The sequence below is a fragment of the Streptomyces sp. NPDC059247 genome (genome assembly GCF_042754005.1).
In the GTDB taxonomy this organism is placed as follows: domain Bacteria; phylum Actinomycetota; class Actinomycetes; order Streptomycetales; family Streptomycetaceae; genus Streptomyces.
The window spans coordinates 502,661-529,447 of the sequence record NZ_JBHYZW010000002.1 but is presented as its reverse complement, the minus strand read 5'-3'; the positions used below and the strand labels follow the sequence as shown (position 1 = coordinate 529,447).

The 26,787-nt window shown below is 73.9% G+C and carries 25 protein-coding genes; 10 read left to right on the top strand and 15 right to left on the bottom strand.

Annotated features, from left to right (window positions below; translation table 11 throughout):
- The first annotated feature begins 128 nt into the window (after nt 1–128).
- From ACFXGN_RS06325 to ACFXGN_RS06315, 3 genes are all read left to right on the top strand, one after another.
- Nucleotides 129–1,430, top strand: a complete 1,302-nt coding sequence (locus ACFXGN_RS06325; RefSeq protein ID WP_384854150.1) for an MFS transporter — start codon at nt 129–131, stop codon at nt 1,428–1,430.
- A gap of 217 nt (nt 1,431–1,647) precedes the next feature.
- The gene (locus ACFXGN_RS06320) at nt 1,648–2,253 is read left to right on the top strand and encodes a cysteine hydrolase family protein (RefSeq protein WP_384854147.1); all 606 of its coding nucleotides are present in this window, start codon (nt 1,648–1,650) and stop codon (nt 2,251–2,253) included.
- A 1,173-nt stretch (nt 2,254–3,426) separates the two neighbouring features.
- Complete coding sequence (locus tag ACFXGN_RS06315; RefSeq protein ID WP_384854144.1) at nt 3,427–4,626, top strand: serine/threonine-protein kinase; 1,200 nt, start codon at nt 3,427–3,429, stop codon at nt 4,624–4,626.
- Between the two features lie 250 nt (nt 4,627–4,876).
- On the opposite strand, the gene ACFXGN_RS06310 is transcribed toward ACFXGN_RS06315, so the two are convergent.
- Nucleotides 4,877–5,155, bottom strand: a complete 279-nt coding sequence (locus tag ACFXGN_RS06310) for a hypothetical protein (RefSeq protein WP_384854142.1) — start codon at nt 5,153–5,155, stop codon at nt 4,877–4,879.
- 240 nt (nt 5,156–5,395) lie between these two features.
- Here ACFXGN_RS06310 and ACFXGN_RS06305 point away from each other — a divergent pair, with 240 nt between their 5' ends.
- Nucleotides 5,396–7,219, top strand: a complete 1,824-nt coding sequence (locus ACFXGN_RS06305) for an alkyl/aryl-sulfatase (protein WP_384854140.1) — start codon at nt 5,396–5,398, stop codon at nt 7,217–7,219.
- 25 nt (nt 7,220–7,244) lie between these two features.
- Here ACFXGN_RS06305 and ACFXGN_RS06300 read toward each other — a convergent pair whose 3' ends face one another.
- Together ACFXGN_RS06300 and ACFXGN_RS06295 are read right to left on the bottom strand one after the other, a co-directional pair.
- Complete coding sequence (locus ACFXGN_RS06300; RefSeq protein WP_384854137.1) at nt 7,245–8,261, bottom strand: YdcF family protein; 1,017 nt, start codon at nt 8,259–8,261, stop codon at nt 7,245–7,247.
- An 83-nt stretch (nt 8,262–8,344) separates the two neighbouring features.
- Complete coding sequence (locus tag ACFXGN_RS06295) at nt 8,345–9,751, bottom strand: tetratricopeptide repeat protein (RefSeq protein ID WP_384854135.1); 1,407 nt, start codon at nt 9,749–9,751, stop codon at nt 8,345–8,347.
- Between the two features lie 112 nt (nt 9,752–9,863).
- Between ACFXGN_RS06295 and ACFXGN_RS06290 the strand changes: the two genes are divergently transcribed.
- Entirely contained in the window at nt 9,864–10,160 is a 297-nt protein-coding gene (locus ACFXGN_RS06290; RefSeq protein ID WP_384854132.1) for a DUF6191 domain-containing protein, read from the top strand.
- An 8-nt stretch (nt 10,161–10,168) separates the two neighbouring features.
- Here the strand turns inward: ACFXGN_RS06290 and ACFXGN_RS06285 are convergent, their stop codons facing one another.
- Nucleotides 10,169–10,999 (bottom strand): class I SAM-dependent methyltransferase, encoded by an 831-nt coding sequence (locus ACFXGN_RS06285; protein ID WP_384854129.1) that lies wholly within the window; start codon nt 10,997–10,999, stop codon nt 10,169–10,171.
- A 69-nt stretch (nt 11,000–11,068) separates the two neighbouring features.
- On the opposite strand from ACFXGN_RS06285, the gene ACFXGN_RS06280 reads away from it, so the two are divergent.
- Together ACFXGN_RS06280 and ACFXGN_RS06275 are read left to right on the top strand one after the other, a co-directional pair.
- Nucleotides 11,069–12,892, top strand: a complete 1,824-nt coding sequence (locus tag ACFXGN_RS06280; RefSeq protein WP_384854126.1) for a prolyl oligopeptidase family serine peptidase — start codon at nt 11,069–11,071, stop codon at nt 12,890–12,892.
- A 23-nt stretch (nt 12,893–12,915) separates the two neighbouring features.
- Nucleotides 12,916–13,656: an SURF1 family protein gene (locus ACFXGN_RS06275; RefSeq protein WP_384854124.1), complete on the top strand. Its 741-nt coding sequence runs from the start codon at nt 12,916–12,918 to the stop codon at nt 13,654–13,656.
- Nucleotides 13,657–14,115: 459 nt separating this feature from the next.
- Here the strand turns inward: ACFXGN_RS06275 and ACFXGN_RS06270 are convergent, their stop codons facing one another.
- The 7 genes from ACFXGN_RS06270 to ACFXGN_RS06240 form a co-directional block, all read right to left on the bottom strand.
- The gene (locus ACFXGN_RS06270) at nt 14,116–15,444 is read right to left on the bottom strand and encodes a hypothetical protein (RefSeq protein WP_384854121.1); all 1,329 of its coding nucleotides are present in this window, start codon (nt 15,442–15,444) and stop codon (nt 14,116–14,118) included.
- Complete coding sequence (locus ACFXGN_RS06265; RefSeq protein ID WP_384854118.1) at nt 15,441–16,217, bottom strand: SigE family RNA polymerase sigma factor; 777 nt, start codon at nt 16,215–16,217, stop codon at nt 15,441–15,443. Before ACFXGN_RS06265 ends, ACFXGN_RS06270 begins: the two co-directional genes overlap by 4 nt.
- A gap of 264 nt (nt 16,218–16,481) precedes the next feature.
- Nucleotides 16,482–17,534: an aspartate-semialdehyde dehydrogenase gene (locus ACFXGN_RS06260; RefSeq protein ID WP_384854115.1), complete on the bottom strand. Its 1,053-nt coding sequence runs from the start codon at nt 17,532–17,534 to the stop codon at nt 16,482–16,484.
- Entirely contained in the window at nt 17,531–18,799 is a 1,269-nt protein-coding gene (locus tag ACFXGN_RS06255) for an aspartate kinase (RefSeq protein WP_351786034.1), read from the bottom strand. Before ACFXGN_RS06255 ends, ACFXGN_RS06260 begins: the two co-directional genes overlap by 4 nt.
- A 286-nt stretch (nt 18,800–19,085) precedes the next feature.
- Nucleotides 19,086–19,748, bottom strand: coding sequence for a DUF5063 domain-containing protein (locus ACFXGN_RS06250; protein ID WP_384854113.1), 663 nt, complete (start codon nt 19,746–19,748; stop codon nt 19,086–19,088).
- Between the two features lie 35 nt (nt 19,749–19,783).
- Nucleotides 19,784–20,383 carry a recombination mediator RecR gene (recR, locus tag ACFXGN_RS06245; RefSeq protein WP_384854110.1) on the bottom strand — a complete coding sequence of 200 codons (600 nt, stop codon included), beginning with the start codon at nt 20,381–20,383 and terminating at the stop codon, nt 19,784–19,786.
- A gap of 110 nt (nt 20,384–20,493) precedes the next feature.
- Entirely contained in the window at nt 20,494–20,829 is a 336-nt protein-coding gene (locus tag ACFXGN_RS06240) for a YbaB/EbfC family nucleoid-associated protein (protein WP_351786077.1), read from the bottom strand.
- Nucleotides 20,830–21,081: 252 nt separating this feature from the next.
- Here ACFXGN_RS06240 and ACFXGN_RS06235 point away from each other — a divergent pair, with 252 nt between their 5' ends.
- Nucleotides 21,082–21,804 carry an SLATT domain-containing protein gene (locus tag ACFXGN_RS06235; protein WP_384854106.1) on the top strand — a complete coding sequence of 241 codons (723 nt, stop codon included), beginning with the start codon at nt 21,082–21,084 and terminating at the stop codon, nt 21,802–21,804.
- A gap of 74 nt (nt 21,805–21,878) precedes the next feature.
- On the opposite strand, the gene ACFXGN_RS06230 is transcribed toward ACFXGN_RS06235, so the two are convergent.
- From ACFXGN_RS06230 to ACFXGN_RS06220, 3 genes are all read right to left on the bottom strand, one after another.
- On the bottom strand, nt 21,879–22,529 hold the full coding sequence (locus tag ACFXGN_RS06230; protein WP_384854103.1) for a hypothetical protein: 651 nt from the start codon (nt 22,527–22,529) through the stop codon (nt 21,879–21,881).
- A gap of 133 nt (nt 22,530–22,662) precedes the next feature.
- Nucleotides 22,663–23,370, bottom strand: coding sequence for a GntR family transcriptional regulator (locus ACFXGN_RS06225; protein WP_384854101.1), 708 nt, complete (start codon nt 23,368–23,370; stop codon nt 22,663–22,665).
- A gap of 68 nt (nt 23,371–23,438) precedes the next feature.
- A complete protein-coding gene (locus ACFXGN_RS06220) occupies nt 23,439–24,803 on the bottom strand; it encodes an aspartate aminotransferase family protein (RefSeq protein ID WP_384854099.1) in 1,365 nt (454 codons plus the stop codon).
- A 156-nt stretch (nt 24,804–24,959) separates the two neighbouring features.
- On the opposite strand from ACFXGN_RS06220, the gene ACFXGN_RS06215 reads away from it, so the two are divergent.
- Both ACFXGN_RS06215 and ACFXGN_RS06210 read left to right on the top strand, forming a co-directional pair.
- Nucleotides 24,960–25,562, top strand: a complete 603-nt coding sequence (locus ACFXGN_RS06215; protein ID WP_384854096.1) for a DJ-1/PfpI family protein — start codon at nt 24,960–24,962, stop codon at nt 25,560–25,562.
- Nucleotides 25,563–26,054 (top strand): MarR family winged helix-turn-helix transcriptional regulator, encoded by a 492-nt coding sequence (locus tag ACFXGN_RS06210; RefSeq protein ID WP_384854093.1) that lies wholly within the window; start codon nt 25,563–25,565, stop codon nt 26,052–26,054. It begins immediately after the preceding gene.
- A 197-nt stretch (nt 26,055–26,251) separates the two neighbouring features.
- Here ACFXGN_RS06210 and ACFXGN_RS06205 read toward each other — a convergent pair whose 3' ends face one another.
- A complete protein-coding gene (locus tag ACFXGN_RS06205; protein ID WP_351786081.1) occupies nt 26,252–26,638 on the bottom strand; it encodes a hypothetical protein in 387 nt (128 codons plus the stop codon).
- Between the last annotated feature and the right edge of the window lie 149 nt (nt 26,639–26,787).

The window sequence follows — 26,787 nt, the reverse complement described above, 5'->3', positions numbered from 1 at the left end:
CGGATCACCTTAGGGAACAACCACTGGTTGTGGGATCTGCCGTTTCCGGTTGTTTGACCTGCGGTACGGTCGCTCGCTTTCCTCTGTCCGGTCGGTGTCGGGTTGTTCGGACGGACCTCGGGGGCGGGATGGCCAGGAGACGGCTGGGGCGGCGCTTCGGCCTGCTGTGGGCGGCGTACGCGGTGAGCGCGTACGGCTCCGGGCTGGGCTTCGGGGCCCTGCCGCTGATCGCCGTACTGGTGCTGCGCGCGGGTCCCGCCGAGGTGTCCGCGCTGTCCGCCGCCGGGCCCGCCGTGGGGGCGCTGCTCGCGGTGCCGCTCGCTCCGTGGGTCGAGTTCCGGCGCAAACGCCCGGTCATGATCGTGACGAATCTGGTCCGGTGCGCGGCCCTGGCGTCGGTCCCGGTGGCGTACGCCCTCGGGCTCCTCGGCCTCGGGCAGCTGTTCGTGGTCTCGGCCGCGCTCTCCGCCGCCAGGATCGCGTCCGGCGCGGCGACCGGCGCCTACCTCAAGGCCCTGCTCCGGCCGGAGGACCTGCTCGTGGCCAACGCCCGGTTCGAGTCCACCAACTGGAGTTCCATCGCGGTCGGACCACCGCTCGGCGGGGCCGCGATCGGGGTGTTCGGGCCGGTCGTCACCCTGGTCGCCGACGCGCTCGGCCACCTTCTCTCGGCGCTCTGCCTCGTCGCGGCGGGCGGCCGGGAGGAGGCCCCACCGCGCCCTCCGACCGGGGCCACCGTACGAGCGGGGACCACCGCCCCCGCCAGGGCCGGCGCACCGACCGGGGCCCTGCTCGACGGCTGGCGGCACCTCTTCCGCGACCCCGTCCTGCGGGCGCTCTGCCTCAACGGCATGGCCGTCTCCGGGCTGATCATGGCCACCGAACCGGTCCTCGCCGTGCTCCTGCTGCGTGACCTCGCGTTCCCGCCCTGGCAGTACGCCCTCGCCTTCGCCGCCCCCTGTCTCGGCGGGCTCGTCGGCTCGCGGCTCGCCCGCCGTACCGTGGCCCGGTACGGGCGGGGCCGGGTCATCGGGGTCGTCGGCACCCTGCGGGCCGTCTGGCTGATCGGCCTCGCCCTCGTCGGTCCCGGCACCGTCGGACTCCTCACCGTGATGGCCGTCGAGCTGGCGATCATCGTCCACATGAGCCTGTACACCCCGGTGCTCGCCACCCTCCGGCTCGAACGCACCCCCCGGCACCTCGTCGCCCGCACCCTGACCGCCTGGTCGATCGCCCAGCAGGCGTCCATCGCCGTCCTCACCGCGCTCGGCGGGCTGCTCGCCGCCGCCACCGGACCCCGTACCGCCCTCGTGGTCGTGGGACTGCTCGCCCTGGCGACCCCGCTCCTGCTGCCCCGGTCCGACCGGAGCGGGACCTCACCCGCGCGGCGGCGCCCGGCACGGGGACCCGTGGCCGGACCGGACTCCTGACCGGACTCCTGACCGGACTCCTGACCGGACTCCTGACCGGACTCCCGGCCCGGGTCCTGACCGGACCCCGGATCGGATCCTGGCCAGACTTCGGGGCCCGCGACCGGGCCCGCGTCCGGGCCCCGCCCCTGCCCCGGTCCGGGCCCCGGCCTCAAAGAGAAGCCCCGCGTGCCGTCGCCCCGCCTACAGCCTCCCGGCCCCGAAGGAGAATCCCCACGTGACCACCGCCCCCGTGCTCGACCCCGCCCGTACCGCGCTGCTCGTCATGGACTGCCAGCCCGCGATCCTCGCCGGGCTGGCGGAGGACGGCCGCGAAGCCCTGATCGGCCGCCTGGAAGGGGCCGTCGGTGCCGTCCGCGCCGCGGGCGGCACCGTCGCCCATGTGCGCGTGGGCTTCACCGAGGCCGACTGGGCCGCGATCCCCGACACCAACAGGGCCTTCGCCGCGGTGGCCCGGCACCGCGCGCTGCACCACGAGGACCCCGCCACCGCCTTCCCTCCGCGCCTCGCGCCCCGGGACGGCGACCTCGTCGTGCGCAAGACCCGGTTCGGGGCCCTGTCGACCACCGACCTCGACCGGCTGCTGCGCGAGCGCGGCATCACCACCCTGGTCGTCTCCGGCGTCAGCACCAGTGGGGTCGTCCTCTCCACCGTCCTCGACGCCGCCGACCGCGACTACCGGCTCCTCGTCCTCTCCGACGGGGTCGCCGACCCCGACCCCGACGTCCAGGACGTCCTGCTCCGGCGGGTCCTCCCGTCCCGCGCCCAGGTCCTCGACACCGCCGCGCTCCGCGCGCTGCTCCGGTCCGACGACCGCGCCTGACGGCCTCTGACAGCCCCCGACAGCCGCTGGCAGACCTCCACGCGGGGCCGTCAGCGGACTGTCCGGGGCCTGTCAGCCGGGACCGGCACGTCAGGAACGTCGAAGGCGGGACGAAGACCTGACGAAGAGCCGTGGAACATCTCGTACGCGATCCGGCCGAGGGCCTGAACAGGAAGTACCAGCAAGTTCCAGGAAGTACGGGGACTTCACCGCCCTGGACGGTGTCGGCCTGGAGGTCCCTGCCGGGCGGGTCGTGGGAGTCCTGGGCCCCACCGAGGTCGCCCGCGAGCCCCTCGCCGCCTTCTCCTGCGGGATACGGCGGCAACTCGACCTGGCCGCCTCCCTGGTTGGCTGCCCCCGGGTCCTCTTCCTCGGCGAGCCCAGTTCGGCCCGCAGCCGGGACGCCAAGGGCCTGGAGCGCGTTGGACGCGTCGGTGGGCGGCCGGGCGCCCCACAGTCCGTCGACGAGCGCGTCGACCGGGACCGTACGGCCGCCCTTCGAGGGCGAGCCCGGCGAGGTACGCGCGCAGCCGCACCCCGCCCACCTTCACGGGCCCGGTGTCGCCGCCGTACACCCGGACCAATCCCGGCAGTTCCCCGCGCGGCACGGTGACCTCCCCCTCAGGGACGACGGCCCTCCGTGCCGGTCTTCGTCCCCGGCCTGTTCTCAGGCGCGTCAGGTCAGGAGTACGCATCCGGTCTCGGCAGTAGTAGGAGTCTTCTCGGCGGGCGGGAACCGCGACAGGGGCGCCCGGAGTCCCTTCCGGAGGGGGCGGAACCTCCTCCGGCAGCGGCCGAATCCGCCTTCGGCGGGGACTCGCGTCCCTTCCGGCCGTGGAGGGATTCACTCCCGGCGGCGGCCGGGCGTCCTCTCCAGCGGTGGCCGGGCTGCCGTCCGTCCATCGCCGGGCTCGTCCGACAGCGGTCGGGCTCTGGTTCGCCAGCGGTCAGGCTCTCGTCCGGCGACGTCGGGGCTCTGGTCCGCCAGCGGCCGGGCCTCCCTTCCGGCAACGGGCCGGGCGCTTCCGGTGGGTGAGGGGAACCCGTGGCCGGGCGGCCGGTCCTGCGGCGGCGGGGTCCGGTACGGGGGAGTGCGGCGAAGGGGCGGGCCGGGCGGCTCTAGGCTGGTTCTCTTCCGTCACGTTGATCGATCGTCGAAAGGGTGGTCTCCCGGTGCTGGTCGCGGACCGATATCGGCTTCATGTGTGTATCGGCCGGGGCGGCATGGGCGAGGTGTGGCGGGCCACCGACGAGGTACTGGGCCGGTCCGTGGCCGTGAAGCTGATGCTGGCGCAGATGGCCGATCCGTCCGCGGGCGACCGGTTCCGGCTGGAGGCGCAGACGGCCGCGCGGCTGAGCCATCCGCACGTGGTGGGCGTCTTCGACTTCGGCACCTGGGACGGGAAACTGTTCCTCGTCATGGAGCTGGTGGAGGGCGACAGCCTCGCCGGGACCCCCGCGGAACCGCTGGTGCTGCCCGCCGAACGGCTCGCCGTGGTCGCGGCCCACGCCGCCGCCGGGCTCGCCGCCGCGCACCGGCAGGGCGTCGTGCACCGGGACATCAAGCCGGGAAACCTGCTGGTCGACGGCGACGGCACGGTCAAACTGGCCGACTTCGGCATCGCGCGGTTCGTCGACGACCCGTCGGGGGCGCTCACGACGACGGGTCAGATCGTGGGCACGGGGCTCTATCTGGCGCCCGAGCGGGCCCTCGGCCAGCCCGCCTCCTCCGCGTCCGACGTGTACTCGCTCGGCTGTGTTCTCTACCAGCTCCTCACCGGACGCACGCCGTTCCAGGCGGACACCGCGACCGCCCTGCTGTACCAGCACATCGACACCGCCCCGGTGCCGCCGAGCCGTCTCGGCGCGGTGCTCCCGCCCGAGTTCGAGACGTATCTGCTGAGCCTGCTCGCCAAGCAGCCGGAGCAGCGGCCCCCGGCGCAGGGCATCGCGGACTGGTTCTCCTCCGGCGCCTGGCGCGGCTATCCGCAGGCCGTCCCGGCGGGGCCGGTGCCGGTGCCGCCGCAGCACCGGCGTCCGGGCGCGCGGTCCGCCGCCCCGGCCCGGCCCGTACCGGCGCACGCGCCCGGCCCGGGTCGCGCGCCCGCGCACGCGCCCGCCGCTCACGCCCCCGCGACCGCGTCCGTGCCGCTGCCGCCCTCGGTGCCCTCGCCCGTACCGCCGCAGAGGACCGCGCGGGGGTCCGCCCAGGGCGCCGGGACGGGGTCCTCGTCGCGTCGGCGCGAACGGCCCTCGGGCGCGGGCGACCGGCTCGCCGAGATCTCCCGGCGCCGCCCCCGCAAGACCGCCGCCGTGGCCGGGGCCATCGCCTTCGTCGTCTTCCTGGTCATCGGGATGGCCTGGCTGTCCTGAGCCGCACGGACCGGGGCGACGCCTCCTGTCCCGCCGTACGACCCGGGTGACGCCCCCCCGTCCTGCCGTACGACCCGGGTGACCCCTCCGTCCCGCCGTACGACCGGGGTGGCGGCTCCTTGGTCTTCCCGTACGGCCCCGGGGTGGCGGCCCTCGTCTTCCCGTCCCACGGGCCGGGGCCGCGGCCCTCGCCCTCCCGTACCACCGGTACGACAGCCTACGGTCGGCCGGTTTCCGTCTCGCGGCCCGTTCAGTACGGTCTCGGCGCCATCACCAGCGGTTCCCCGTCCGCCGTCGCGAGCAGCAGGCAGCGCGGGACTCCGGGCCCCGGGGTGGCCCGTACCGTCACCGTCCTCGGCGGGTCGGTGGGCAGCTCGACCGGGACCGTGACCGCACCGTCGTCCCTGGTCGTGGCGTAGCCGGTCTCCTTGCCGTCGACGAGGACCTCGACCACGGGGTGGTGCCCGGTCCGCACGGTCGCGGAGACCGAGTGCCCGAGGTAGTCGATGTGGAAGTGGTGTCGGCTCATGGGTCACCTCCGTCGGTAACTCAAGGGTAGGTACGGACGGCCGCCCCCGCCGCTCCTGCCCCGGCGCCTGGCCTCACCGGCCCCGACCCGGGGGGCGCGTCCCAGCGGACGCGCCCCCGCCCGGGAGGGCGCGCGGACGGGCCCGGAGCCCGGTCCCGGCCCGGGGTGCGGCCCCGGCACCCCGGTGGTCAGATGGTCCGGTACGCCGATCACCGCCCCCGTGGAACGGAGCCCCGGCACATGAGCGAGCCCGCGCCCTCCTCCGACGACACCACCGACTTCGAGAACGCGGACCGGGGCTTCCTCGGCGCCCTCGTCCCCGGCGTGGTCACGGACGCCGCCGGGCGCACGGTCTGGGACGGCGACGCCTACGGCTTCCTGGCGGAGGACTGCCCGGACACGGCGCACCCGAGCCTCTGGCGGCAGTCCCGGCTCACCGCGAAACAGGGCCTGTACGAGGTCACCGACGGCATCTACCAGGTGCGCGGGCTCGATCTGTCGAACATGACGGTCGTCGAGGGCGAGCGCGGGATCGTCGTCATCGATCCGCTGATCTCCACGGAGACCGCCGAAGCGGCCCTCGCGCTCTACCGGGCGTACCGGGGCGCCCGTCCGGTGACCGGTCTGATCTACACCCACTCGCACGGCGACCACTTCGGCGGCGCGCGGGGCGTCCTGCCGCACGGCACCGAGGAGGGGGTGCCGGTCCTCGCCCCGGCCGGTTTCCTGGAGCACGCGGTCAGCGAGAACGTCTACGCGGGCAACGCGATGACCCGGCGGGCGAGCTTCATGTACGGGGCGAACCTCCCGAAGGCGCCGGACGGGCAGATCGGCGCCGGTCTCGGTCCGACGACCTCCATCGGCACCATCAGTCTCGTCCCGCCGACCGTGGACATCACGGAGACCGGCCAGGAGGAGACCGTCGACGGGGTGCGGATCGTCTTCCAGCTGACGCCCGGCACCGAGGCTCCCTCGGAGATGAACTTCCTCTTCCCCGACCACCGCGCCCTGTGCCTGGCCGAGAACGCCACGCACACCTTCCACAACATCCTGACCCTGCGCGGGGCGGTGGTCCGCGACGCCCGGATCTGGGCCGCGTACCTCGACGAGGCCATCGAGTACTTCCACGGGCGGTACGACGTCGCCTTCGCCTCCCACCACTGGCCGACCTGGGGCCACGACGAGGTGGTGCGGTTCCTGACCGAACAGCGCGACCTGTACGCGTACACCCACGACCAGACGCTGCGGCTCCTCAACGAGGGTCTCACCGCGCCGGAGATCGCCGAGCGCCTGGAGCTGCCGCCCGCCCTGGAACGCGCCTGGCACGCGCGCGGCTACTACGGCTCCCTCAGCCACAACACGAAGGCGGTCTACCAGCGCTACCTGGGCTGGTTCGACGGCAACGTGGCCCATCTGTGGGAGCATCCGCCGACCGCGCTCGCCCTGCGGTACGTGGACGTGGCCGGTGGCCCCGACGCGACCCTGGCCAAGGCCCGCGCGTACGCCCAGGAGGGCGATCTGCGGTTCGCCGCGACCCTGCTGAACCACCTGGTCTTCGCCGACCCGGCGGACGTACCGGCGAGGGAGACGCTCGCCGAGGTCTACGAGCGGCTCGGACACGGCTCCGAGAACGGTCCCTGGCGCAACTTCTACCTCACCGCCGCCCAGGAACTGCGGCACGGCGTCAGCGGCGAGATGGTCGACATGACCAACCCCGAGATGTCGATGGCCCTGACCGTGCCCATGCTGGTCGACTCGATCGCGGTGCGGATCGACGGGCCGCGCGCCTGGGACGAGGACCTCACCGTCGATCTGGTCCTGCCCGGGGAGCGCCGCCGTCTCACCCTCCGCCACGGCGCCCTCACCCAGCGGGCGGTGCCGGCCGTTCCCCGGACGCCCGCCGGGCTCGTCCTCACCCTGGACAAGGCGGGACTGCTCGGGCTGCTCGCCGGTGGGGACCCCGGGGAGCCGGGCATCGGGGTGGAGGGCGATCCGGCGCTGCTGGCGCGCCTCCTGTCGTACGTGACGACACCCGATCCGCTGTTCCCGGTGGTGACCCCGTGAGACACCGTCCGGCGGGCGGGGCGGGTCAGCGGGCGAGACCGGCCACCACGCCCAGCGCGATCAGCGTCAGACAGATCCCCAGGTTCACCACCTTGTACTGGAGGAAGACCGCGACGAACTCGCGGATGGTCGCCGAGGGCCAGAAGTAGGCGGCCGTCGGCGAGCCCACCACCTGGCCGTCCACGCCCGCCCTGCGGGCCATCAGCGCGGCCCGGAAGGCGTGGAAGTTGTTGGTGACGACCACGCACGCGGAACCCGGCCGGTCCCGCTCCATCAGCTCCTTGCTGAACAGCAGGTTCTCCTCGGTGGTCCGGGACCGGTCCTCGCGGACCACCGCGTCGGCGGGGAAACCGCGCTCGACGAGGTAGTCGGCCATCGCGTGGGACTCGGAGACGTGCTCGTCGGGGCCCTGCCCGCCGGAGGTGACGAGGACGGGCGCGGGACGGTCGGGGCCCCTGCGCGCGGCCAGCAGCTCGTACACCTGCCGTCCTCTGTCCAGGCGGCTGGCGAGCAGCGGGGACACCCGGCTGCCGCCGATCAGACCCGAGCCGAGGACCACCACGAAGTCGGCGTCGCGGCGGACCCTCATCCGGCCGTACAGGAAGGCGTAGCCGACGAAGCAGGCGAAGAGGAACGACACGTAGCCGAGGACGAGCAGGGTGGTGCCGACGATCAGGGCGAGGACCGCTGACTGGGTGACGACGGCGGACGCGGCGAGGCCCATCACCCCGAATATCCCGAGCCCGGCGAGGAGCGACAGCAGGTTGGCGGGGCGTCTGCCCTCCTTGCGGACCATCTTCACGCCGTTCGCGCAGAGCAGTCCGGCGAGGACGACCGGGCCGAGGGCGACCACGAGCAGCAGCAGGACCATCACGGTCTCGGCGACGCCCGGCGGGGCGTCCTCGATCCCGGCGAGGAGCCCGATGCCGAGGAAGGTGACGGCGAGCCCCAGATACACGGCGTTGCCGAAGCGGCGCCGGTCCCGCAGCACACCGACCCCGAAGAGCGACAGGAACACGGCGGCGACGACGAAGGCGATCATGTCGGCATCGTAGACAGCGGAACCGGCCCGGAACGGGGCCAGCTCACATCTGTGGACAACTCCGCGACCCGCGGTTCGGACCCCTAAGGACAGTCGGCCAGGGTGAACAGGCCCAGCCGGGCGCCCTCCTCGAAGGCGTCCCGCAGCGCCGGGTCGTCCCGCAGCGACCGCAGGTCCCGGTCCCGGTGGGCCCGTACGGCCTCCACGAACCGCGCGGGCCGGTAGGACGGTTCGAAGGCGGAGGTCCGCAGCAGGTCCACCGCGCCCAGGAGCCGGGCCGCCGTGTCCTTCCGGCCGCCGAGCGACCGCATCTGCGCGAGGAGTTCCGCCGCCACGGCCGCCCCCACCGAGGAGCCGAGGTCCAGATGGGCGCGCAGCGCCCGCCGGGCGTGCCCCGCCGCCCGCTCCGGGTCCCCGTCCCAGGCGGCGAGTTCGGCCCGTACGTGCTCGGCCCAGGCGTCGGCGTACACGTCGGCCGGCCGGGCGTCCCCGGCCCGGTGCTCCCGCTCCGCCCCGCCGAGCGCCTCCCGGGCGCCCCCGGGATCGGTCCGGCACAGGGAGAGCGCGAGGCCCACCCAGCAGCCGCGCCGGGACGGCCCGAACTCCGGCGGTTCCGCGACCAGTTCGAGGGACTCGCGGAAAGCGGAGGCCGACGCGCGCGTGCGCCCCTGGTGGAGCGCGGCCGAACCCCGCAGATGGGCCAGCGCGCCGAGGGCGCCCTCGTCGCCGTCGCGCTCCGCCGCCTCGGCGGCCCGGCCGAGCAGTCGGGTGGCCTCCTCGGGACGGCCGGACTCCAGCTCCAGGAAGCCCGCGAGCCACAGCGCGCGGGCCGGTGGCGGCCCGGAGTACAGGGAGAGGGCGTGCCGCAGCCGGGTCCGCCCCTCGGCGACCCGGCCGCAGGCCACCCACAGGAACCACAGGGCGACGGCGGTCTCGACGGCCGTGGCGGCCTCCTCGCCGGGCGCGGCGGACGCCGTCGTCGGGTCCATGGCGGCGGCCAGGTCGGGCAGTTCCCGCAGGGCGAGGTCGCGGGCGTCGAGCTGTCGGCCGTCCCGCCACCGGTCGGCGGCCCGCCGGGCGAGCTCCAGCGACCAGCGCCGGTGACGGGGGACGACGGACGGGCGCTCGCCGCGCGCGCTGAGCCGCCGGGCGCCCACCGCCCGCACGGGGTGCGGCATCCAGTAACGGGGTTCGGCGGGCTCCCCGTCGAAGAGGTCGTCGACCGGGAGGAGGGCGAGCGGGGCCAGCCGGTCGAGCACCACGAGCACGCGCGCGCGGGGCAGTTCGCCGAAGCCGCACACCGCGCGGACGGCCTCCCGGCCGAAGGCGCCCTCGAAGACGGAGAGCCGCTCCCACAGGAGCCGCTCGGCGGGCCCGCAGCGGGCGTATCCCTCCTCGGCGGCGGCGAGTTGACCGGCGGTCACCGGCTCGCCCCACAGCAGAGCCGTCCCCGTCGTCTCCCCGCGCCTTGTGCGGCCCGCGTGCCTCATGCGTCACTCTCCCTGCGTCATCCATGGCACATCCTGGAGGTGTCCCCCGCACCGGGCAAGGTGACCGCCCGACCCCTGTCCAGAGCCGGGCCCGCGTGTTTTGATGGAGGGCATGGAGTTCGCCGTGTTCGTGACGCTACCGGGTCTGGTCATCCTGCTCACCGTGGTCGCCTTCGCCGACCAGATCTGGCGCCTGACGGGCAGAGGCAAGCGCACCGGCCAGATCTCCTCGACCGGCTTCGAGCAGCTGCACGCCACCTTCTCGCAGGGCAAGCAGAACGAGCTCAAGGAGCGGCAGAGCGCGCTCGTGCTCCGCGACGACGAGGAGGACGGCGCCCCGCCGCACCGCTCGACGGTGGACCTCAAGGGCGGCCGGGCCGTCATAAGGATCAGCCGTCCCACCGCGTGATCAGCCGCTCAGGCCGGACGTGAGGCCTTGAGCGAGTACATCAGCGGGATGCGGGGCCGGTCCGCCGGGAAGCGGTAGTAGCCGTCCTCGTGCCGCTGGAGCGAGCCGTAGCGGGGGAACAGCGACACGTCGTGCTCGCGCAGGAACTCGATGCGCAGCCCCGCCGAGGCGAGCGCGGTGACGACCTCGCCGACCGGGTGCACCCACTCCACGCTGCGGTTGTGGACGGTGGCCGCGTCGAGGTCCGCGTACGTCCCGGGCGAGGTGTCCACCCACGGCTCGCGGACGAAGTAGTCGTGCACGATCCGGCCGCCCGTCTCGTCGTCGAGCGAGTCGGTCAGCGGATGGAACTCGGCCAGGTAGAGGAAGCCGCCCGGCGCGACGAGCGAGGCGGCGGTCCGCGCCCAGCGCCGGACGTCGGGCAGCCAGCACAGCGCCCCGCCGCCCGTGTACACGATGTCGTACGTGTCGTCCGGGACGGCCCCGGCGGCGTCGTACACGTCGGCGGCGACGAACACGGCCCGGTCCCGGGGAAGCCCCAGGTCGGCGGCGAGCGAGCGGGCGGTCTCCACCGCCGGTCCGGAGAAGTCCAGCCCGACGACCCGGGAGGCGCCGTGCCGCGCCCAGGACAGCGTGTCGAGGCCGATGTGGCACTGGAGGTGCAGCAGGGTGCGGCCGGTGACGTCGCCGACCTCCGCCCGCTCGAAGTCCCGCAGGGAGTCCTTGCCCGCGCGGAAGGAGTCCAGGTCGTAGAACTCCCCGGCGGCGTGGATCGGGACCCGCTCGTCCCAGCGGGCGCGGTTGGCCTCGTGCCAGTCCTCGGGCGTCGGGGAGTACATGTCGGCGAGGTTATCCACAGGTTGGGGCGGACGCGACCCGATCGTCCCCGCGCGGAGCATCATGGGGGCATGACTGAGAGCAGGAACGCCGAGGCCACCGAACCGACTCCGCTGTGGGAGCGGCGCTTCCGGGCGCCGCGCGTCTCGCTGCCCGAATGGGCCGAGGACGCTCCCGGGCGTTCGCTCTTCGTGTCCAACGCGACGGGGACGTACGAGCTGTACGCCTGGGACCGGACGACCGGGAGGCAGCGGCAGGTCACGGACCGGCCGAACGGGACGACGGACGGGGCGCTGTCGCCGGACGGCGCCTGGATCTGGTGGTTCTCGGACACCGACGGGGACGAGTTCGGGGTGTGGATGCGCCAGCCGTTCGCGGGCGGCGCGGACGAACCGGCGGTGCCCGGTCTGGGCGCGTCCTACCCGGCGGGGCTCGCCCTCGGCCGCGACGGGACGCTGGTCGTGGGCCGCTCCACCGACGAGGACGGCTCGACGGTGCACCTGGTGCGGCCGGGGGCGGACGGCCCGGTGGAGATCTACCGGCACCGGGAGTCCGCCGGGGTCGGCGACCTGTCGTACGACGGCTCGCTGGTCGCGGTCGAGCACACCGAGCACGGGGACGCGATGCACTCCGCGCTGCGGGTGCTGCGCGCCTCGGACGCGGGCGTGGTCGCGGAGCTCGACGACACCGGGGGCGGGACGGAGGAGCTGGGGCTCTCGGTGCTCGGCTTCGCCCCGGTGGCCGGGGACACCCGGCTGCTCGTCGGGCACCAGCGGCGCGGTCGCTGGGAGCCGATGCTGTGGGACGTGGTGACGGGCGTCGAGACCGATCTCTCCCTGGACCTGCCGGGCGACGTGTCGGCCGAGTGGTGCCCGGACGGCACGGGGCTGCTGGTGGTGCACAGCTTCGAGGCCCGCAGCGAGCTGTGGCGGTACGAGATCGGCACGGGGGCCCTGGTCCGGGTGGAGACCCCGGCCGGTTCGGTGTCGGGTGCGACGGCCCGGCCGGACGGCAGCGTGGAGTACCTGTGGTCGTCGGCCGCCGAGCCGCCGGTGGTGCGTTCCACGGCCGGCGGGGTCGTCCTCGACCCGCCCGGTCCGAAGGCTCCGCCCTCGGTGCCGGTGGAGGACGTGTGGGTGGCGGGCCCAGGAGGACGGGTGCACGCGCTGGTGCAGCGTCCGGCGGGCGAGGGCCCGTTCCCCACGGTCTTCGAGGTGCACGGCGGCCCGACCTGGCACGACAGCGACGCCTTCGCCTCGGGCCCGGCGGCCTGGGTGGACCACGGGTACGCGGTGGTACGGGTCAACTACCGGGGCTCGACGGGATACGGCCGGGAGTGGACGGACGCCCTGAAGCACCGGGTGGGGCTGATCGAGCTGGAGGACATCGAGGCGGTCCGCGCGTGGGCGGTGGAGAGCGGTCTGGCCGATCCGGACCGGCTCGTCCTCTCGGGCGGTTCGTGGGGCGGCTATCTGACGCTCCTCGGCCTCGGCACCCGGCCGGACGCGTGGGCGGTCGGTCTCGCGGCCGTGCCGGTCGCCGACTACGTCACGGCGTACGAGGACGAGATGGAGGCCCTGAAGGCGCTGGACCGGACCTTGCTCGGCGGTTCGCCCGAGGACGTGCCCGAGCGGTACGCGGCCTCGTCACCGCTGACGTACGTGGACGCGGTGACTGCCCCGGTGCACATCTCGGCCGGTGTCAACGACCCGCGCTGCCCGATCCGGCAGATCGAGAACTACGTCGACCGGCTGGCGGCCCGGGGCGCGGTGCACGAGGTGTACCGGTACGACGCGGGCCACGGCTCGCTCGTCGTGGAGGAACGGATCAAGCAGGTCGCCCTGGACCTCGCGTTCGCCGCGAAGCACCTGGGGACCCGGGCGACGGAGGACTGAGGGGACCTGCGTAACGTGGGGGCGTGTACCGGTTCCTGAGAACGCCCCGCTGGTGGGGGATCAACCTCTTCGTCCTGCTGGCGATCCCGTTCTGCGTGTTCATGGGGACCTGGCAGCTCGGCAAGTTCGAGGATCGTGTCGACTCCCACCGGGAGGCCGAGGAACGGCCCGCCGCGAGCGCGTCGGCGGCCCGGCCGCTGGACTCGCTGCTCCCGGTGGACAAGGAGACCTCGGGCCGGTCGGCCGAGGCGCGCGGCCGGTTCGGGGCGCAGTTCCTCGTCCCGGGCCGCGAGCTGGACGGCCGGACCGGTTCGTACGTCCTGACGCTGCTGCGGACGGACGACGGCCGGTCGCTGCCGGTGGTCCGGGGCTGGCTCCCCACCGGCGCGAAGGTGCCCGTGGTGCCGTCCGGCGAGGTCACGGTGGTGGGCGCGCTCCAGGCTTCGGAGAACCCGGGCACGAAGGGCGTCCACACGGCGGGCGGACTGCCCGAGGGACAGCTCGGCATGATCAGCGCGGCGGCCCTGGTGAACGTGGTCACGGACGACGTCTACGACGCCTGGGTCACGCTCACGGACTCCCCCGCCGGGCTCACCCCGGTCCCGGCGGCAGCCGCGGCCGGGACGGGTCTGGACGCGAAGGCCTTCCAGAACCTGGGCTACACCGCGGAGTGGTTCGTCTTCGCGGGCTTCGTCCTCTTCATGTGGTTCCGCCTGGTCCGCCGTGAGGCGGAGGCGTCCCGCGACGAGGCACTGGGACTGTAGCGGGCGGGGCCCTGCGGGGCTCCTCGCTGGGCCTGGCACGGCGGCTCTCCCGCCTGGCGTGGCGGTGGGGTCCCCCGGCGGACGTGGGCGGTGGGGTCCCCCGGCGGACCTGATGGCTGGGCTCCCCCGCCTGACGCGATGGCGGGGCTCCCCCAGCGGACCTGGCCACCGGCTCCGGTGCCTGTGCTCGTGGCCGTGCTCGTGGCCGTGGCCGTGGCCGTGGCCGTGGCCGTGGCCGTGGCCGTCAGGACGGTGACCCGGGTGGGCCGGTGTCCGGGTAGGTCGGTGTCCGGGCGGTACACGTCGGTGTCGCGCGCTGTGGGGCCGGTGCCGTGGGCCGGACGGCCGACGCCATGAGGCCGTGTCGGCCCGGGGGGCCGGACGGGGAGCCGTCCGGGCCGGGGCGCGCTCCGCCGCCCCCAGGCCGTACGGCCGTCCCGGGGCGGCGGGCGCGGGCGGTCACTGGCCGGTCAGGACGCCCGTGCGGTAGATCGTGCCCGCGCAGGCACCCGGGATGGTGGCCGAGGCGGCGGGGCCGCCCGGTTCCGCGACATGGCTGACCAGGACGCTGCCCTCGGCGGGCCCGTCCGCGCGGAGCAGCTGCGGGGCCATGCCCGCCTCCGCGCCGGAGCCCGAGCCGGGCACGGTGGCCGGGCCCGTACCGCCGCCTCCGGAGCCGTCGCCACCGGAACCGCCGCCCCCGGTGGGCTCCGGGCTGCTGGTGGCGGGCGGGGTCGTCGGCGGCGGGGTGGTCGGCGGTTCGGCCGTCGGGGTCGGCGTGGGCGTCGGGGTGACTCCGGTCGTCGGGCAGGTCTCGCTGGGCACCCAGACGAACTTCACCTCGTAGCTGCCGCTCGGCTTCAGGAGCAGTGAGGCGGACTCCTGCGAGGGGTCGGGCAGACCGGTCCCGTCCCCGGGACTGTGCCGGACCACCGAGATCCGGCCCGGGTCGGCCGCGCCCAGGGCCGCGAAGCCGACGGTCCCGCCGCCGTCGACGACGCAGTCGCGGCCGGAGACGTTGGTGATGCGGAAGGTGCCGTGCACCTTGCCCTGTCCGTCGGGTCCCCCGGCTCCCGCCGAGCTGACGCCGAGCTGGTCGGCCCCGCAGCGGGGCGCGGAGCCCGGCCCGCCGCCCTGGGACTCCCGGGGGCCGCCGCCGGACGCGCCGGTGCCGGGCCGACTCGGGTCTCCCTCGGAGCCCTCGTCCGCGTCCGGCCGGGCCGAGGAACCGTCCTTGGGGGGACGGGAGCTCCCGCCTCCGACGACGCCGGTCTCGGTGCCGGTGCCGCCCTGGGCCTCCTCGCCGTGGCCCGCGTTCACCGGCCGGGCTGCGGAGACACCGCCGGAGGAGGCGACGTGCACGAAGGCGGGGACGGCGGTGCCGATGAGGACGGCCGCGGCGGCGGCGCCGACGATGGCCTGCCGCTTGCGGGCGCGCCGGGCGGGCACGGCGCGGCGCAGCTGGTCCAGCGAGCCCTGGGCGGGCTCCAGACCGGACACGGCGCCCTGGAACAGCCGCCGCAGCGCGAGTTCGTCGTCCCCGGCGCCCACGCCGAGCACGTCACCCTCGTCGGGCACGCCGTCCCCGCCGCCCTCGCCGAGCACATCTCCCTCGCCGGGCACGTCGGGCTCGCCGGGCACGTCGGGCTCGATGTTCACCATGGACTGTCCGCTCAGCTCGTCATGTTCTTCTCGTCCGTCCCGTTCTTCTCGTACTTCCGGGGCGTCGCCGTCACGGTCCTCCGCGGGCCCGCCGGTCGCGTCGTCCTCGCCGGGTGCCGCGCTCACGAGCTCGCTCCCATCGCGACGCGCAGCGCCGCGATGCCCCGCGAGCCGTACGCCTTCACCGAGCCCAGGGATATCCCGAGCGCCTCGGCGACCTGGGCCTCGGTCATGTCGGAGAAGTAGCGCAGGGCGAGCACCTCGCGCTGGCGCCGCTGGAGTCCGCGCATGGCCTTGATGAGGTCCTCGCGCTCCAGCTGGTCGTACGCCCCCTCCTCCGCGCTGGCCATGTCCGGCATCGGCTTGGACAGCAGCTTGAGGCCGAGGATGCGGCGGCGCAGCGCGGACCGGGAGAGGTTCACCACGGTCTGGCGCAGATAGGCGAGGGTCTTCTCGGGCTCGCGGACCCGCTTGCGGGCCGAGTGCACGCGGATGAACGCCTCCTGGACGACGTCCTCGCAGGAGGCGGTGTCGTCGAGGAGCAGCGCGGCGAGGCCGAGCAGCGAGCGGTAGTGGGCGCGGTAGGTCTCGGTGAGGTGGTCGACGGTGGTCCCGACGACCGAGGAGCCCTCGGAGCTGGTCCGGGGCGAGGGGATGCCGTCCACGGAGCCCGCGCGCGATCCGATGGGCATGGGGGCGATCACCGGCATCCCGCCGGACGAGCGGGTCCGCCGGAAGGCGCTGGTGCGGGCGGCGCGCACGGGGGCGCCGGTGGAACCGCGTGCGGGAACGGCCGCCGAGGCGCGTGCGGGTGCGACGGCGGGGCTCCGCAAGGGGAGCAGCGCCGTGCCCGCGCCGCGCGGGGCGGCGATGATCGCGATGTCGAGTACCTCAGCCACGCATGTTGGACACGCTTCCCCCCGGCAAGGTTGTACGCGTGCGGCGCCCTTTTCACCGGCGTGCCGTTCATCCCCATGTGTAACCGTTCTCCCCCGGTACCCCGCTTCCGCGGCGTGCCCCGCGTCACACCGTCGTGGGCGCACGCAGAGACGCCCCCCGTTCGACCACTGGTTGCAGTAAGGGGGAAGAGCATCGTCAGCCACGACATCGCCGCAGTTCAAGAGGTATATGGCGGCTATTTGCTCACAGGTCGTTCACAGATCCTACAAAGCTGTGACAACCGATTCCGCGATCTGGAGGGCGTTCAGGGCGGCGCCCTTGCGCAGGTTGTCGGCGCAGACGAAGAAGTCCAGGGCCCGCTCGTCGTCCAGGGAGCGCCGGACCCGGCCGACCCAGGCGGGGTCGGTGCCCGCGACGTCGGCGGGGGTGGGGAAGTCGCCCTCGGCGGGGTCGTCGTAGAGGACGACGCCGGGGGAGGTCGCCAGGACCTCGTGGGCGCGGCCGACCGGCACGGGCCGCTCGAAGCGGGCGTGCACGGTGACGGAGTGCCCGGTGAGGACGGGGACACGCAGACAGGTCGCGGCGATCCGCAGGGCGGGCAGGCCGAGGACCCGGCGGGTCTCGTCCCGTACGCGCTCCTCCTCGGAGGAGGAGCCGTCGGCGCCGGGCGTGCCGGACCAGGGCAGTACGTTGAGCGCGAGGGGCCCGGGGAAGGGGCCGGTGGACTCGCCGACGGCCCGGCGCACATCGCCGGGGTGGGTGCCCAGGTCCTCGGCGCCCGCCACCAGGCCGAGCTGGGCGCGGAGCGCCTCGACGCCCGCCCGTCCGGCGCCGCTGGCGGCCTGCTGGGCGGTGACGACCAGTTCGGTGAGCCCGAACTCGGCGTGCAGGGCGCCGACGGCGACGATCAGCGCGAGAGTGGTGCAGCCGGGACTCGCGACGATGCCCCGGGGGCGTACGAGCGCGGCGGGGGCGTTGGTCTCGGGGACCACGAGGGGGACGTCGGGGTCCGCGCGGAAGGCGGCGGAGGTGTCGACGACGACGGCGCCCTTGAGCGCGGCGACGGGCGCCCAGCGGGCGGCCACCGGCTCCGGCGCCAGGAAGAGCGCCACGTCGACGCCTTCCAGGGCCGTCTCGTCGAGTGCGAGGACCTCGCACTCCTCCCCGCGCACGGAGGCCTTGAGGCCCGCCGAGCGCGGGGAGGCGAGGAGACGTATCTCGCCCCAGACGTCCGCGTGGTGCGTGAGCAGCTGGAGCATCACCGAGCCGACGGCTCCGGTCGCACCGACGACCGCGAGCGTCGGCTTCGGCGTCATCGGCCGGTGCCTCCGTAGACGACGGCCTCGTCCGCGTTGTCCAGGCCGAAGGCCGTGTGGACGGCGCGGACGGCCTCGTTGACGTCGTCGGCGCGGGTGACGACCGAGATGCGGATCTCGGATGTCGAGATCAGCTCGATGTTGACGCCCGCGTCGGAGAGCGCGCGGAAGAAGTCCGCGGTGACGCCCGGGTTGGTCTTCATGCCCGCGCCGACCAGGGAGATCTTGCCGATCTGGTCGTCGTAGCGAAGCGAGTCGAAGCCGATCGCGCTCTTCGCCTTCTCCAGGGCGTCGATGGCCTTGCGGCCCTCGGCCTTGGGGAGGGTGAAGGAGATGTCCGTGAGGCCGGTGGAGGCCGCGGACACGTTCTGCACGATCATGTCGATGTTGATCTCGGCGTCCGCGACGGCCCGGAAGATGGCCGCGGCCTCGCCCGGCTTGTCCGGGACGCCGACGACCGTGATCTTCGCCTCGGAGGTGTCGTGGGCGACACCCGAGATGATGGCCTGCTCCACCTTCTGGGCTCCTTGCGGTTCGTTGCTGACCCATGTGCCCTGCAGCCCCGAGAAGGAGGAGCGGACGTGGATCGGGATGTTGTAGCGGCGCGCGTACTCGACACAGCGGTGCAGCAGCACCTTGGAGCCGGAGGCGGCGAGTTCCAGCATGTCCTCGAAGGAGATCCAGTCGATCTTCTTCGCCTTCTTGACCACGCGCGGGTCGGCGGTGAACACGCCGTCGACGTCCGTGTAGATCTCGCAGACCTCGGCGTCGAGCGCGGCGGCCAGCGCCACGGCGGTGGTGTCGGAACCGCCACGGCCCAGCGTGGTGATGTCCTTCTTGTCCTGGGACACGCCCTGGAAACCGGCGACGATGGCGATGTTGCCCTCGTCGAGCGCGGTGCGGATACGGCCTGGCGTGACATCGATGATGCGCGCCTTGTTGTGGACCGAGTCGGTGATGACACCGGCTTGGCTGCCGGTGAACGACTGGGCCTCGTGGCCCAGGTTCTTGATCGCCATGGCCAGCAGGGCCATGGAGATCCGCTCCCCGGCGGTCAGCAGCATGTCGAATTCACGACCGGCAGGGATCGGGGATACCTGCTCGGCGAGATCGATCAACTCGTCCGTCGTGTCGCCCATCGCGGAAACCACGACGACCACCTGGTGGCCGTTCTTCTTGGCGTCCACGATCCGCTTGGCGACGCGCTTGATGCCCTCGGCATCGGCAACGGAGGAGCCTCCGTACTTCTGCACGACAAGGCCCACGTGCGCTCCTCGATCAGTGTGTGCCGCAGCCGGCGCTGCGATCGGCTCAGTCTAACGAGCGGCCCGCGAACACCCATGGCATATCGGATGGTGAGACGCGCCGCTCGCGGAGTGATCACCTCGGCGTCCCGCCGAACGATTCGTCCGGGGGTACGGGGGCCCCGCGACGCCCGGCACCCGACGCCCGCACCCGACGCCCGCACCCGGCACCCGGCACCCGAGGGGGCACACAGGCCCTCGGCAGCGCTCAACCCCCGGGGACACGGCCCCGGGGGGACGGCGGCGGTCAGCCCTTGAGGGTGCGCAGCCCCAGCGGCGCGCCGATCTCCTCGGCCATCACGCGGCCCGCCTCCTCGGCGAGGTCGTCCTCCGTCAGGTCCTCGTCGGTGTCGAGGCCGTCCAGGGCCGCGAGCGGCTGGTCGAGGCGGACGTGGGCGACGAGGGACTGGAGGGCGCGGAGGGTGGCGGAGGCGGTGGGGCCCCAGTTGGAGAAGTAGGAGAACTGCCACCACCACAGGGCCTCGCTGGTGCGGCCCGCGCGGTAGTGGGCGAGGCCGTGCCGCAGATCGGTGACGATGTCGGCGAGGCTGTCGGAGATCCGGGCCGGGACGGGCGCCTTGCGGGGCTCGTACGGGTCGAAGACCTCGGAGTAGACGTCCACCGGCTCCAGGAGCAGGGCGAACCGCTCGCGCAGGTCGTCGGCGTCCGGCTCGGGGCCCGTGTCCGTCTCGTAGCGCTCGTCGGGGACGATGTCCTCGTGCGCGCCGAGCCGCCCGCCCGCCAGGAGCAGCTGCGAGACCTCCAGGAGCAGGAAGGGCACCGCGCTGTCGGGTTCGTCGCCCTTGGCCACCTCGGCGGTCGCCACGATGAAACTCTCGATGGAGTCGGCGATCTGGACCGCGAAGTCGTCGGGGTTCTGCGTGATCGAGTGCAGCGTGGGGTCAGACATCGAGGAGCCTCCCTGGGAGCGCGCCGGCCCTGTCGTCATACATCTAGCAGCCTCCGCCCCTCGAAGGCACGGCCCAGGGTCACCTCGTCGGCGTACTCCAGGTCGCCGCCGACCGGCAGTCCACTGGCGAGCCGGGTCACCCGAAGGCCCATGGGCTTGATCATCCGCGCGAGGTACGTGGCGGTGGCCTCGCCCTCCAGGTTCGGATCGGTGGCCAGGATCAGCTCCGTGACCGTGCCGTCCGCGAGCCGCGCGAGCAGTTCGCGGATGCGCAGGTCGTCCGGTCCGACGCCCTCGATCGGGCTGATCGCGCCGCCGAGGACGTGGTAGCGCCCCCGGAACTCGCGGGTCCGCTCGATCGCGACGACGTCCTTGGACTCCTCGACCACGCAGATGACGGTCAGGTCGCGGCGCGGGTCCCGGCAGATGTTGCACTGCTCCTGCTGGGCCACGTTTCCGCAGACCGCGCAGAACCTGACCTTCTCCTTGACCTCCAGGAGGGCGTGCGCGAGGCGCCGGACGTCCGTGGGCTCGGTCTGGAGGATGTGGAAGGCGATCCGCTGCGCGCTCTTGGGACCGACGCCGGGCAGCCTGCCCAGTTCGTCGATGAGGTCCTGCACCACGCCTTCGTACACGGAACGCCCTTCCGGGGGAGTGCTTGTTTCTTACGGTAGTGGCTGGAAGCGGGCCGCATAAGCCCATGACCGGCCGGGACCGGGAAGGGTCCGGCCGGAACCGGGCGGGGTCAGAAGCCCAGGCCCGGCATACCGCCCATGCCCTGCGCCAGCGGGCCGAGCTTGGCCTGCTGGAGCTGCTGCGCGTTGTCGTTGGCGGCCTGCACGGCGGCCACGACCAGGTCGGCCAGCGTCTCGGTGTCCTCCGGGTCGACCGCCTTGGGGTCGATGACCAGGGCGCGCAGTTCGCCGGAACCGGTCACGGTCGCCCTGACCAGACCGCCGCCCGCCTGCCCCTCGACCTCGGTCGCGGCCAGTTCCTGCTGGGCGCGGGCGAGGTCCTGCTGCATCTTCTGGGCCTGCTGGAGAAGCTGCTGCATGTTGGGCTGGCCACCACCGGGAATCACGGTCACTCCTGAGGTTCGGTACGTCCGTATGTCGGTACGCCCGAGCCTACGTGGTCCCCGCCCGGCCCGCCTCCACCACTCTTTCGGGTGAGAAACCACGGACTCCCTTGCCTGATCAAGGCCCTCTTCAGGGCGGAGATCCCGGGATTCGGGGCCCGCCGCCCACCATTCGGCGGTAGGAAGGGCAGGCACCATGTGCACCGCACGTCACAGAAGGATCACGAGCACTGAGCTGAACAGAGGAGTCGCCCGGTGAGCCAGCAGCCGGAGACGCCACCACCGGGCCCCCCCGGAGGAGACGTCCACCGCGATCTGACCGGTACGCCGTTCCCGCTGGGGGACTGGGGCGAACCCGCCGAACGGCTCGACGAGCTGTACCGCTGGGTGGAGGCCCAGGCCCTGCGCGCCGCCGACTGGTACCTCTCCGACCGGGTCTGGAAGCGCCGCCTCGCCCGTGTCCTGCGGCTGGGCACGGCCCTCGGCGTGATCGCGGGCGCGGCGCTGCCGCTGCTCGATCTGACCGGGGTGGCGCGGGGCACGGCGGGCTGGGGCTATCTGTCGCTGCTGATGGGCGCCGCGTGCATGGCGTGCGACCGGTACTTCGGGCTGACGTCCGGCTGGATGCGGGACGTGGCGACGGCGCAGGCGGTGCAGCGGCGGCTCCAGGCGCTCCAGTTCGACTGGGCGGCGGAGAGCGTCCGGGAGGTGCTGGGGCCGGCGGAGGGCACCGCGAGCGAGGCGGCCGAGCGCTGCCTCGGGGTGCTGCGGCGCTTCTCGGAGGACGTGACGGAGCTGGTGCGGGCGGAGACCGCGGACTGGATGGTCGAGTTCCGTTCGGGTCCGGCGCCGCTGGCGCTCCAGTCGGTGGGCGTGGCGCCCGCCCGCCAGGAGAGCGCCCATCCGCCGGGCCGTTTCCCGCTGCCGCCGGTGACCCGGCCGAACATGCCGCGCCAGCGGCCCCCGGAGACCCGCTAGCCGGGTCCCGGGGCCGCGTGCGAGGGTCCCGCGGCCGGGGGCGGGAAGGTCCGGGGGCTCCGGGGGCCCGGGGCTCAGCTCAGGACGATCATCGAGCCCTGGGCCAGGCTCCGGGTCGCCGCCGCGTGCAGGCCCAGCCACACGTGGCGCTCCCGGGCGAAGGGCCCGTCGTCGTAGGGGAGCGGTACCGCCGGTTCCTCCAGGGCCGTGGGACGGTCCGGCGGGAGCGGCGGCGCCGGGGGGTTCGCCGGGTCGATGCCGATCGAGGGCGCCACGAACTGGAGTTCGCGCAGGAGTCCGTGCGAGGAGCCGAGCGGCCCGCCGCCCTCCAGGAGTTCGTCGTTGGCGAGCGGGGCGGGGAAGTCGACGGGGACGTAGGCGCCCGCGTGGTCGTAGTGCCAGACCAGGTGCGACTGCTGGGCGGTCGTCTCGAACATCTCCAGGAGCTGTTCGTAGTCCCCGCCGAGCGCGCCGACCGGCTCGACCGGCAGCCCGTGCACCTGGAGCAGATAGGCGCGGCGCAGGAAGTGCAGGGCCTCGTAGTCGAATCCGGCCACCGGGGCGACGTCGCCCGAGAGTCCCGGCATGTACGCGTAGACGGGCACGGTCGGCAGGCCGGACGCGCTGAGCACGGCGTCGTACGCGGCGATCTCTTCGGCGAAGGGGTTGTCGGGGCTGTGGCACAGCACGTCGACGAGGGGGACCAGCCACAGGTCACAGGCCAAGGGAGGCTCGCTCTCCGTCAGTTCGCTTCGGTTCGCTTCAGTTCGCGGGGATGGTCAGGGTAGTCGGCCCGGGGGGCGGCGCCCACCCGCTGGGGGACCTGCCCCGGGAGGCGGGGCCTCAATCCGGCGGGTCTCAGCGGGCCCGGTGCTCCAGGCGGTCCGCCCATGCCAGGGAGTGCTCGTCGTAGTCGTGTACGACGTCGGCGGCGGTGCGGGCGTCACCCCGGGTGACCGCGTCGACCAGTTCGACGTGACGGCTCCAGAGCTGGGCGGGGAGGTCCCGTTCGGCGCGCAGGTGGGGCACGGAGAAGGCCCAGCCCTGGACGCGGAGCCGGTGCAGGAAGTCGGCGATGTGGTCGTTGGCGGCGACCAGCCGGCCCAGCTCGCGCCAGTAGCGGATGTCGTAGCCGATGAGGATGTCGAGGTCCCCGGCGCGGGCGGCGCGGGCGGCGGCCTCTCCCCTGCGCCGTACGGAGACGAGCGCGACCCCGAGACCGGGCTCGGGTCCGGGGGCGGGGCGGCGGGCGGCGGGGTTCGCCGTGTAGCGGCGCAGGACGCCGTCGACGACGAGCGTGCGGGCCTCGACCATCCGCCGGTAGTCGTCCACGGAGTACCGGTGGACGCGGAAGCCGCGGTGCTGGTCGGAGTCGAGGAGGCCCTGCGCGCAGAGGTCGACCAGGGCTTCCCGTACGGGGGTCGCGGAGACGCCGTACTGCTCGGCGATCTGCTTGACGGTGAACTCCTGGCCCGCCTTGAGACGCCCCGCGACCACTTCGTCACGGAGCGCGTCCGCGATCTGCTGTCGCAGGGTGTTGCGGGTGACGGCTCCGCTCGCGGGCATGTGCTCGGTCCCCTCCGTCCGTTCCGGACACCCTAGTCCAGTCGGACGGAGGGGACCCCGCGCCGTGGTTACGCGGTGTGCTCGTCGGCGACCGTCAGGGCCGCGTCCAGGGCCGCGAGGCCCTCCTTGGCCTCCGCCTCGGTGACGTTGCAGGCGGGGACGGCGTGGGTGCGGTTCATGTTCACGAAGGGCCAGAGGCCGTTCTTCTTCGCGGCGGCGGCGAAGGCGGCCATGGGCGCGTTGGCCTCGCCCGCCGCGTTGTACGGGACGAGGGGCTCGCGGGTCTCGCGGTTCTTGACCAGTTCGAGGGCCCAGAAGACGCCGGTGCCGCGGACCTCGCCGACGGAGGGGTGGCGTTCGGCCAGCTCGCGCAGTCCGGGGCCGAGGACGGTCTCGCCGATGCGGGCGGCGTTCTCGACGACCTTCTCGTCCTCCATCACCTGGATGGTGGCGACGGCGGCGGCGCAGGCCAGCGGGTGACCGGAGTAGGTCAGACCGCCGGGGTAGGGGCGCTTGTCGAAGGTGGCGGCGATCTCGGCGTTGATGGCGACGCCGCCGAGCGGCACGTAGCCGGAGTTCACGCCCTTGGCGAAGGTCATCAGGTCGGGCACGACGTCGAAGTGCTCGGCGGCGAACCACTTGCCGGTGCGGCCGAATCCGGCCATGACCTCGTCGAGGACGAAGACGATGCCGTACTTGTCGCAGATCGCGCGGACGCCCGCGAGGTAGCCGGGCGGCGGGGTCATGATGCCCGCGGTGCCGGGCACGGTCTCCAGGATGATCGCGGCGACGGTCGCCGGACCCTCGAAGGCGATCGTGTCCTCCAGGTGCTGGAGGGCCCGCGCGCTCTCCTCCGCCTCGGTGGTGGCGTAGAAGGGCGAGCGGTAGAGGAAGGGGGCCCAGAAGTGCACGACACCGGCGGAGGCGGTGTCGGAGGGCCAGCGGCGCGGGTCACCGGTGAGGTTGATCGCGGTGGAGGTGGCGCCGTGGTACGAGCGGTAGGCGGAGAGCACCTTCGTACGGCCGGTGTGCAGCCGGGCCATGCGGACGGCGTTCTCGACGGCCTCGGCGCCGCCGTTGGTGAAGAAGATCTTGTCCAGGTCGCCGGGGGTGCGCTCGGCGATGAGGCGGGCCGCCTCGGAGCGGACGTCGACGGCGAAGGCGGGCGCGAAGGTGGCGAGCTTCCCGGCCTGCTCCTGGATGGCGGCGACCACCGTGGGGTGCTGGTAGCCGATGTTGGTGTAGACGAGGCCGCTGGTGAAGTCGAGGTAGCGGTTTCCGTCGTAGTCCCAGAAGTACGAACCCTCGGCGCCTGCCACGGCGAGCGGGTCGATCAGGCCCTGGGCGGACCAGGAGTGGAAGACGTGCGCGCGGTCGGCGGCCTTGACGGCGGCCCCGGCCTGGGGATCGGGTTCGATGACATGAGGGGTCATGGGATCGAGGGTAAGGAACCGCAGGTGGGGCGGGCCATGGCCATCTTGTCCATCGAGACCGGGGCGGACGCGACACCTTGTTTCCCGGACCTCCCCGACGCACCCGCCGGGCCCGACATCATTGACAGCCTACTGTCGTCATGACAGCCTTCTGTCATGACGACGCCCACGGTCCACCTCGCTGTGTACGACACCCTCGCCGACTGGGAGACCGGGCACGCCACCGCCTGGCTCGCCCGCGCCGGATTCACGGTCAGGACGGTCGGCCCGGTCGCCGGGGAGCCCGTCACGACCCTCGCGGGCCTGCGGATCGTGCCCGACCTCGCCCTCGGCGACCTGCGGCCCGAGGACAGCGCGCTGCTGATCCTGCCCGGCGCCGACACCTACGACGAGGGCGACGGACTCGCCCCCTTCACCGCCAAGGCCCGCGCCTTCCTCGACGCCGGGGTCCCGGTCGCCGCGATCTGCGGCGCCACGGCGGGCCTGGCGAGGGAGGGCCTGCTCGACGACCGCGCCCACACCGGCGCCGCCTCCTTCCACCTCGCCGCCACCGGCTACCGGGGCGCCGGGCGGTACGTCGAGGCGGACGCGGTGACCGACGGCGACCTGATCACGGCGGGCCCGACCGAGCCGGTCGCCTTCGCGCGCGAGATCTTCGCCCGGCTCGGCGCGTACGAGGGGAAGCGGGACGCCTGGTACCGCCTCTTCCACGACTCGGACCCGGCGGCCTTCGCCGAACTGAACGCGGGGGAGGCGTAGATGGGACGGGCCGGACAGGACGCCCTGTCCCGCACCGCCCTCGGCGTCTTCCGGCTCAACGGGCAGTTCCTCACCGTCTCGGAGGCGCTGGCCGCGCCCGCCGGACTGACCGCCGCCTGGTGGCAGGTCCTCGGGGCGGTCCTCCCTGAACCCTTGCCGGTGGCCGGGATCGCCCGGGTCATGGGCATCACCCGGCAGAGCGTCCAGCGGATCGCGGACCTGCTGGTGCGGGAGGGGCTCGCCGCGTACGAGCCGAATCCGGCGCACCGCCGCGCCAAGCTGCTCGCCCCCACCGAGGAGGGCCGGGCGGCGGTCCGGGAGATCGAGCCGGGCCACGCGCGGCTCGCCGCCGCGCTCCTGCGGGAACTGGGCGGTCAGGAGGCCTTCGACGAGACGGTACGGGTCCTGGACCGGCTCTCGGCGGCGCTCGACGCGGCCGGGTCGGACCTCGGGGCGGAACGAGCGGGCGGGACGGATCTCGTGGCGGAATGAGCGGGCGGGGCGGACCGGGCCCGGGGCCGTACGGGAGACGGGGCGTCGGCCCGACCGCGCGGGAGGTGCCACCCGGCCGTACGGGAGACGGGGAGGTGCCATCCGGCCGTACGGAGAGGACGGGGAGGGCGGCGGCCCGACCGCGCGGGAGGTCGTGGCGGGCCGGCCTCCCCTCGGGCGCGGGCGGGCGGGGCGGCTCAGGCGAGCAGTTCGCAGACGACGCTGCGCAGCAGTCTGGGATGGACGAAGCGGTCCGGCGCGGTCGGCGGACAGCGCCAGGACAGCGGCCAGGTCCGGCCCGTCAACGCCGGTACCGGAACATAACTCGCATGGGCGGGACCCGCGTTGAGCCGGGTCACTCCCCGGGGCCACGGCCGGTGCGCGGTCGTGCCGGGCGGGACGAGGAAGTAGACCCCGCGGCGCCCGTTCGCCTCGGCGACCACGGGCCCCGGGTCTCCGGCGGTGAGCGCCTCTATCCAGTCGGCGAGCAGTCGCCCCTCGTCGCCGTCGACTCGAACGGCGTCGAACTGCACTCCGGCCTTGCGGAGTTGGAATCCTGAAACCGGAATCCAATCCACGGTCACTTCCCGGTTGTCGTCGTTCACAGGGCCATGTTCCCGCGTCGGGGGGGGGGGCCCCGGGGGGGGGGGGCCCCCCCCCCCGCCCCCCCCCCCGGGGGGGGGGCCGCCGGGGGGGGGGAGAAGGGAGAGGTGTGCCCCCCGGGGGGAACCCC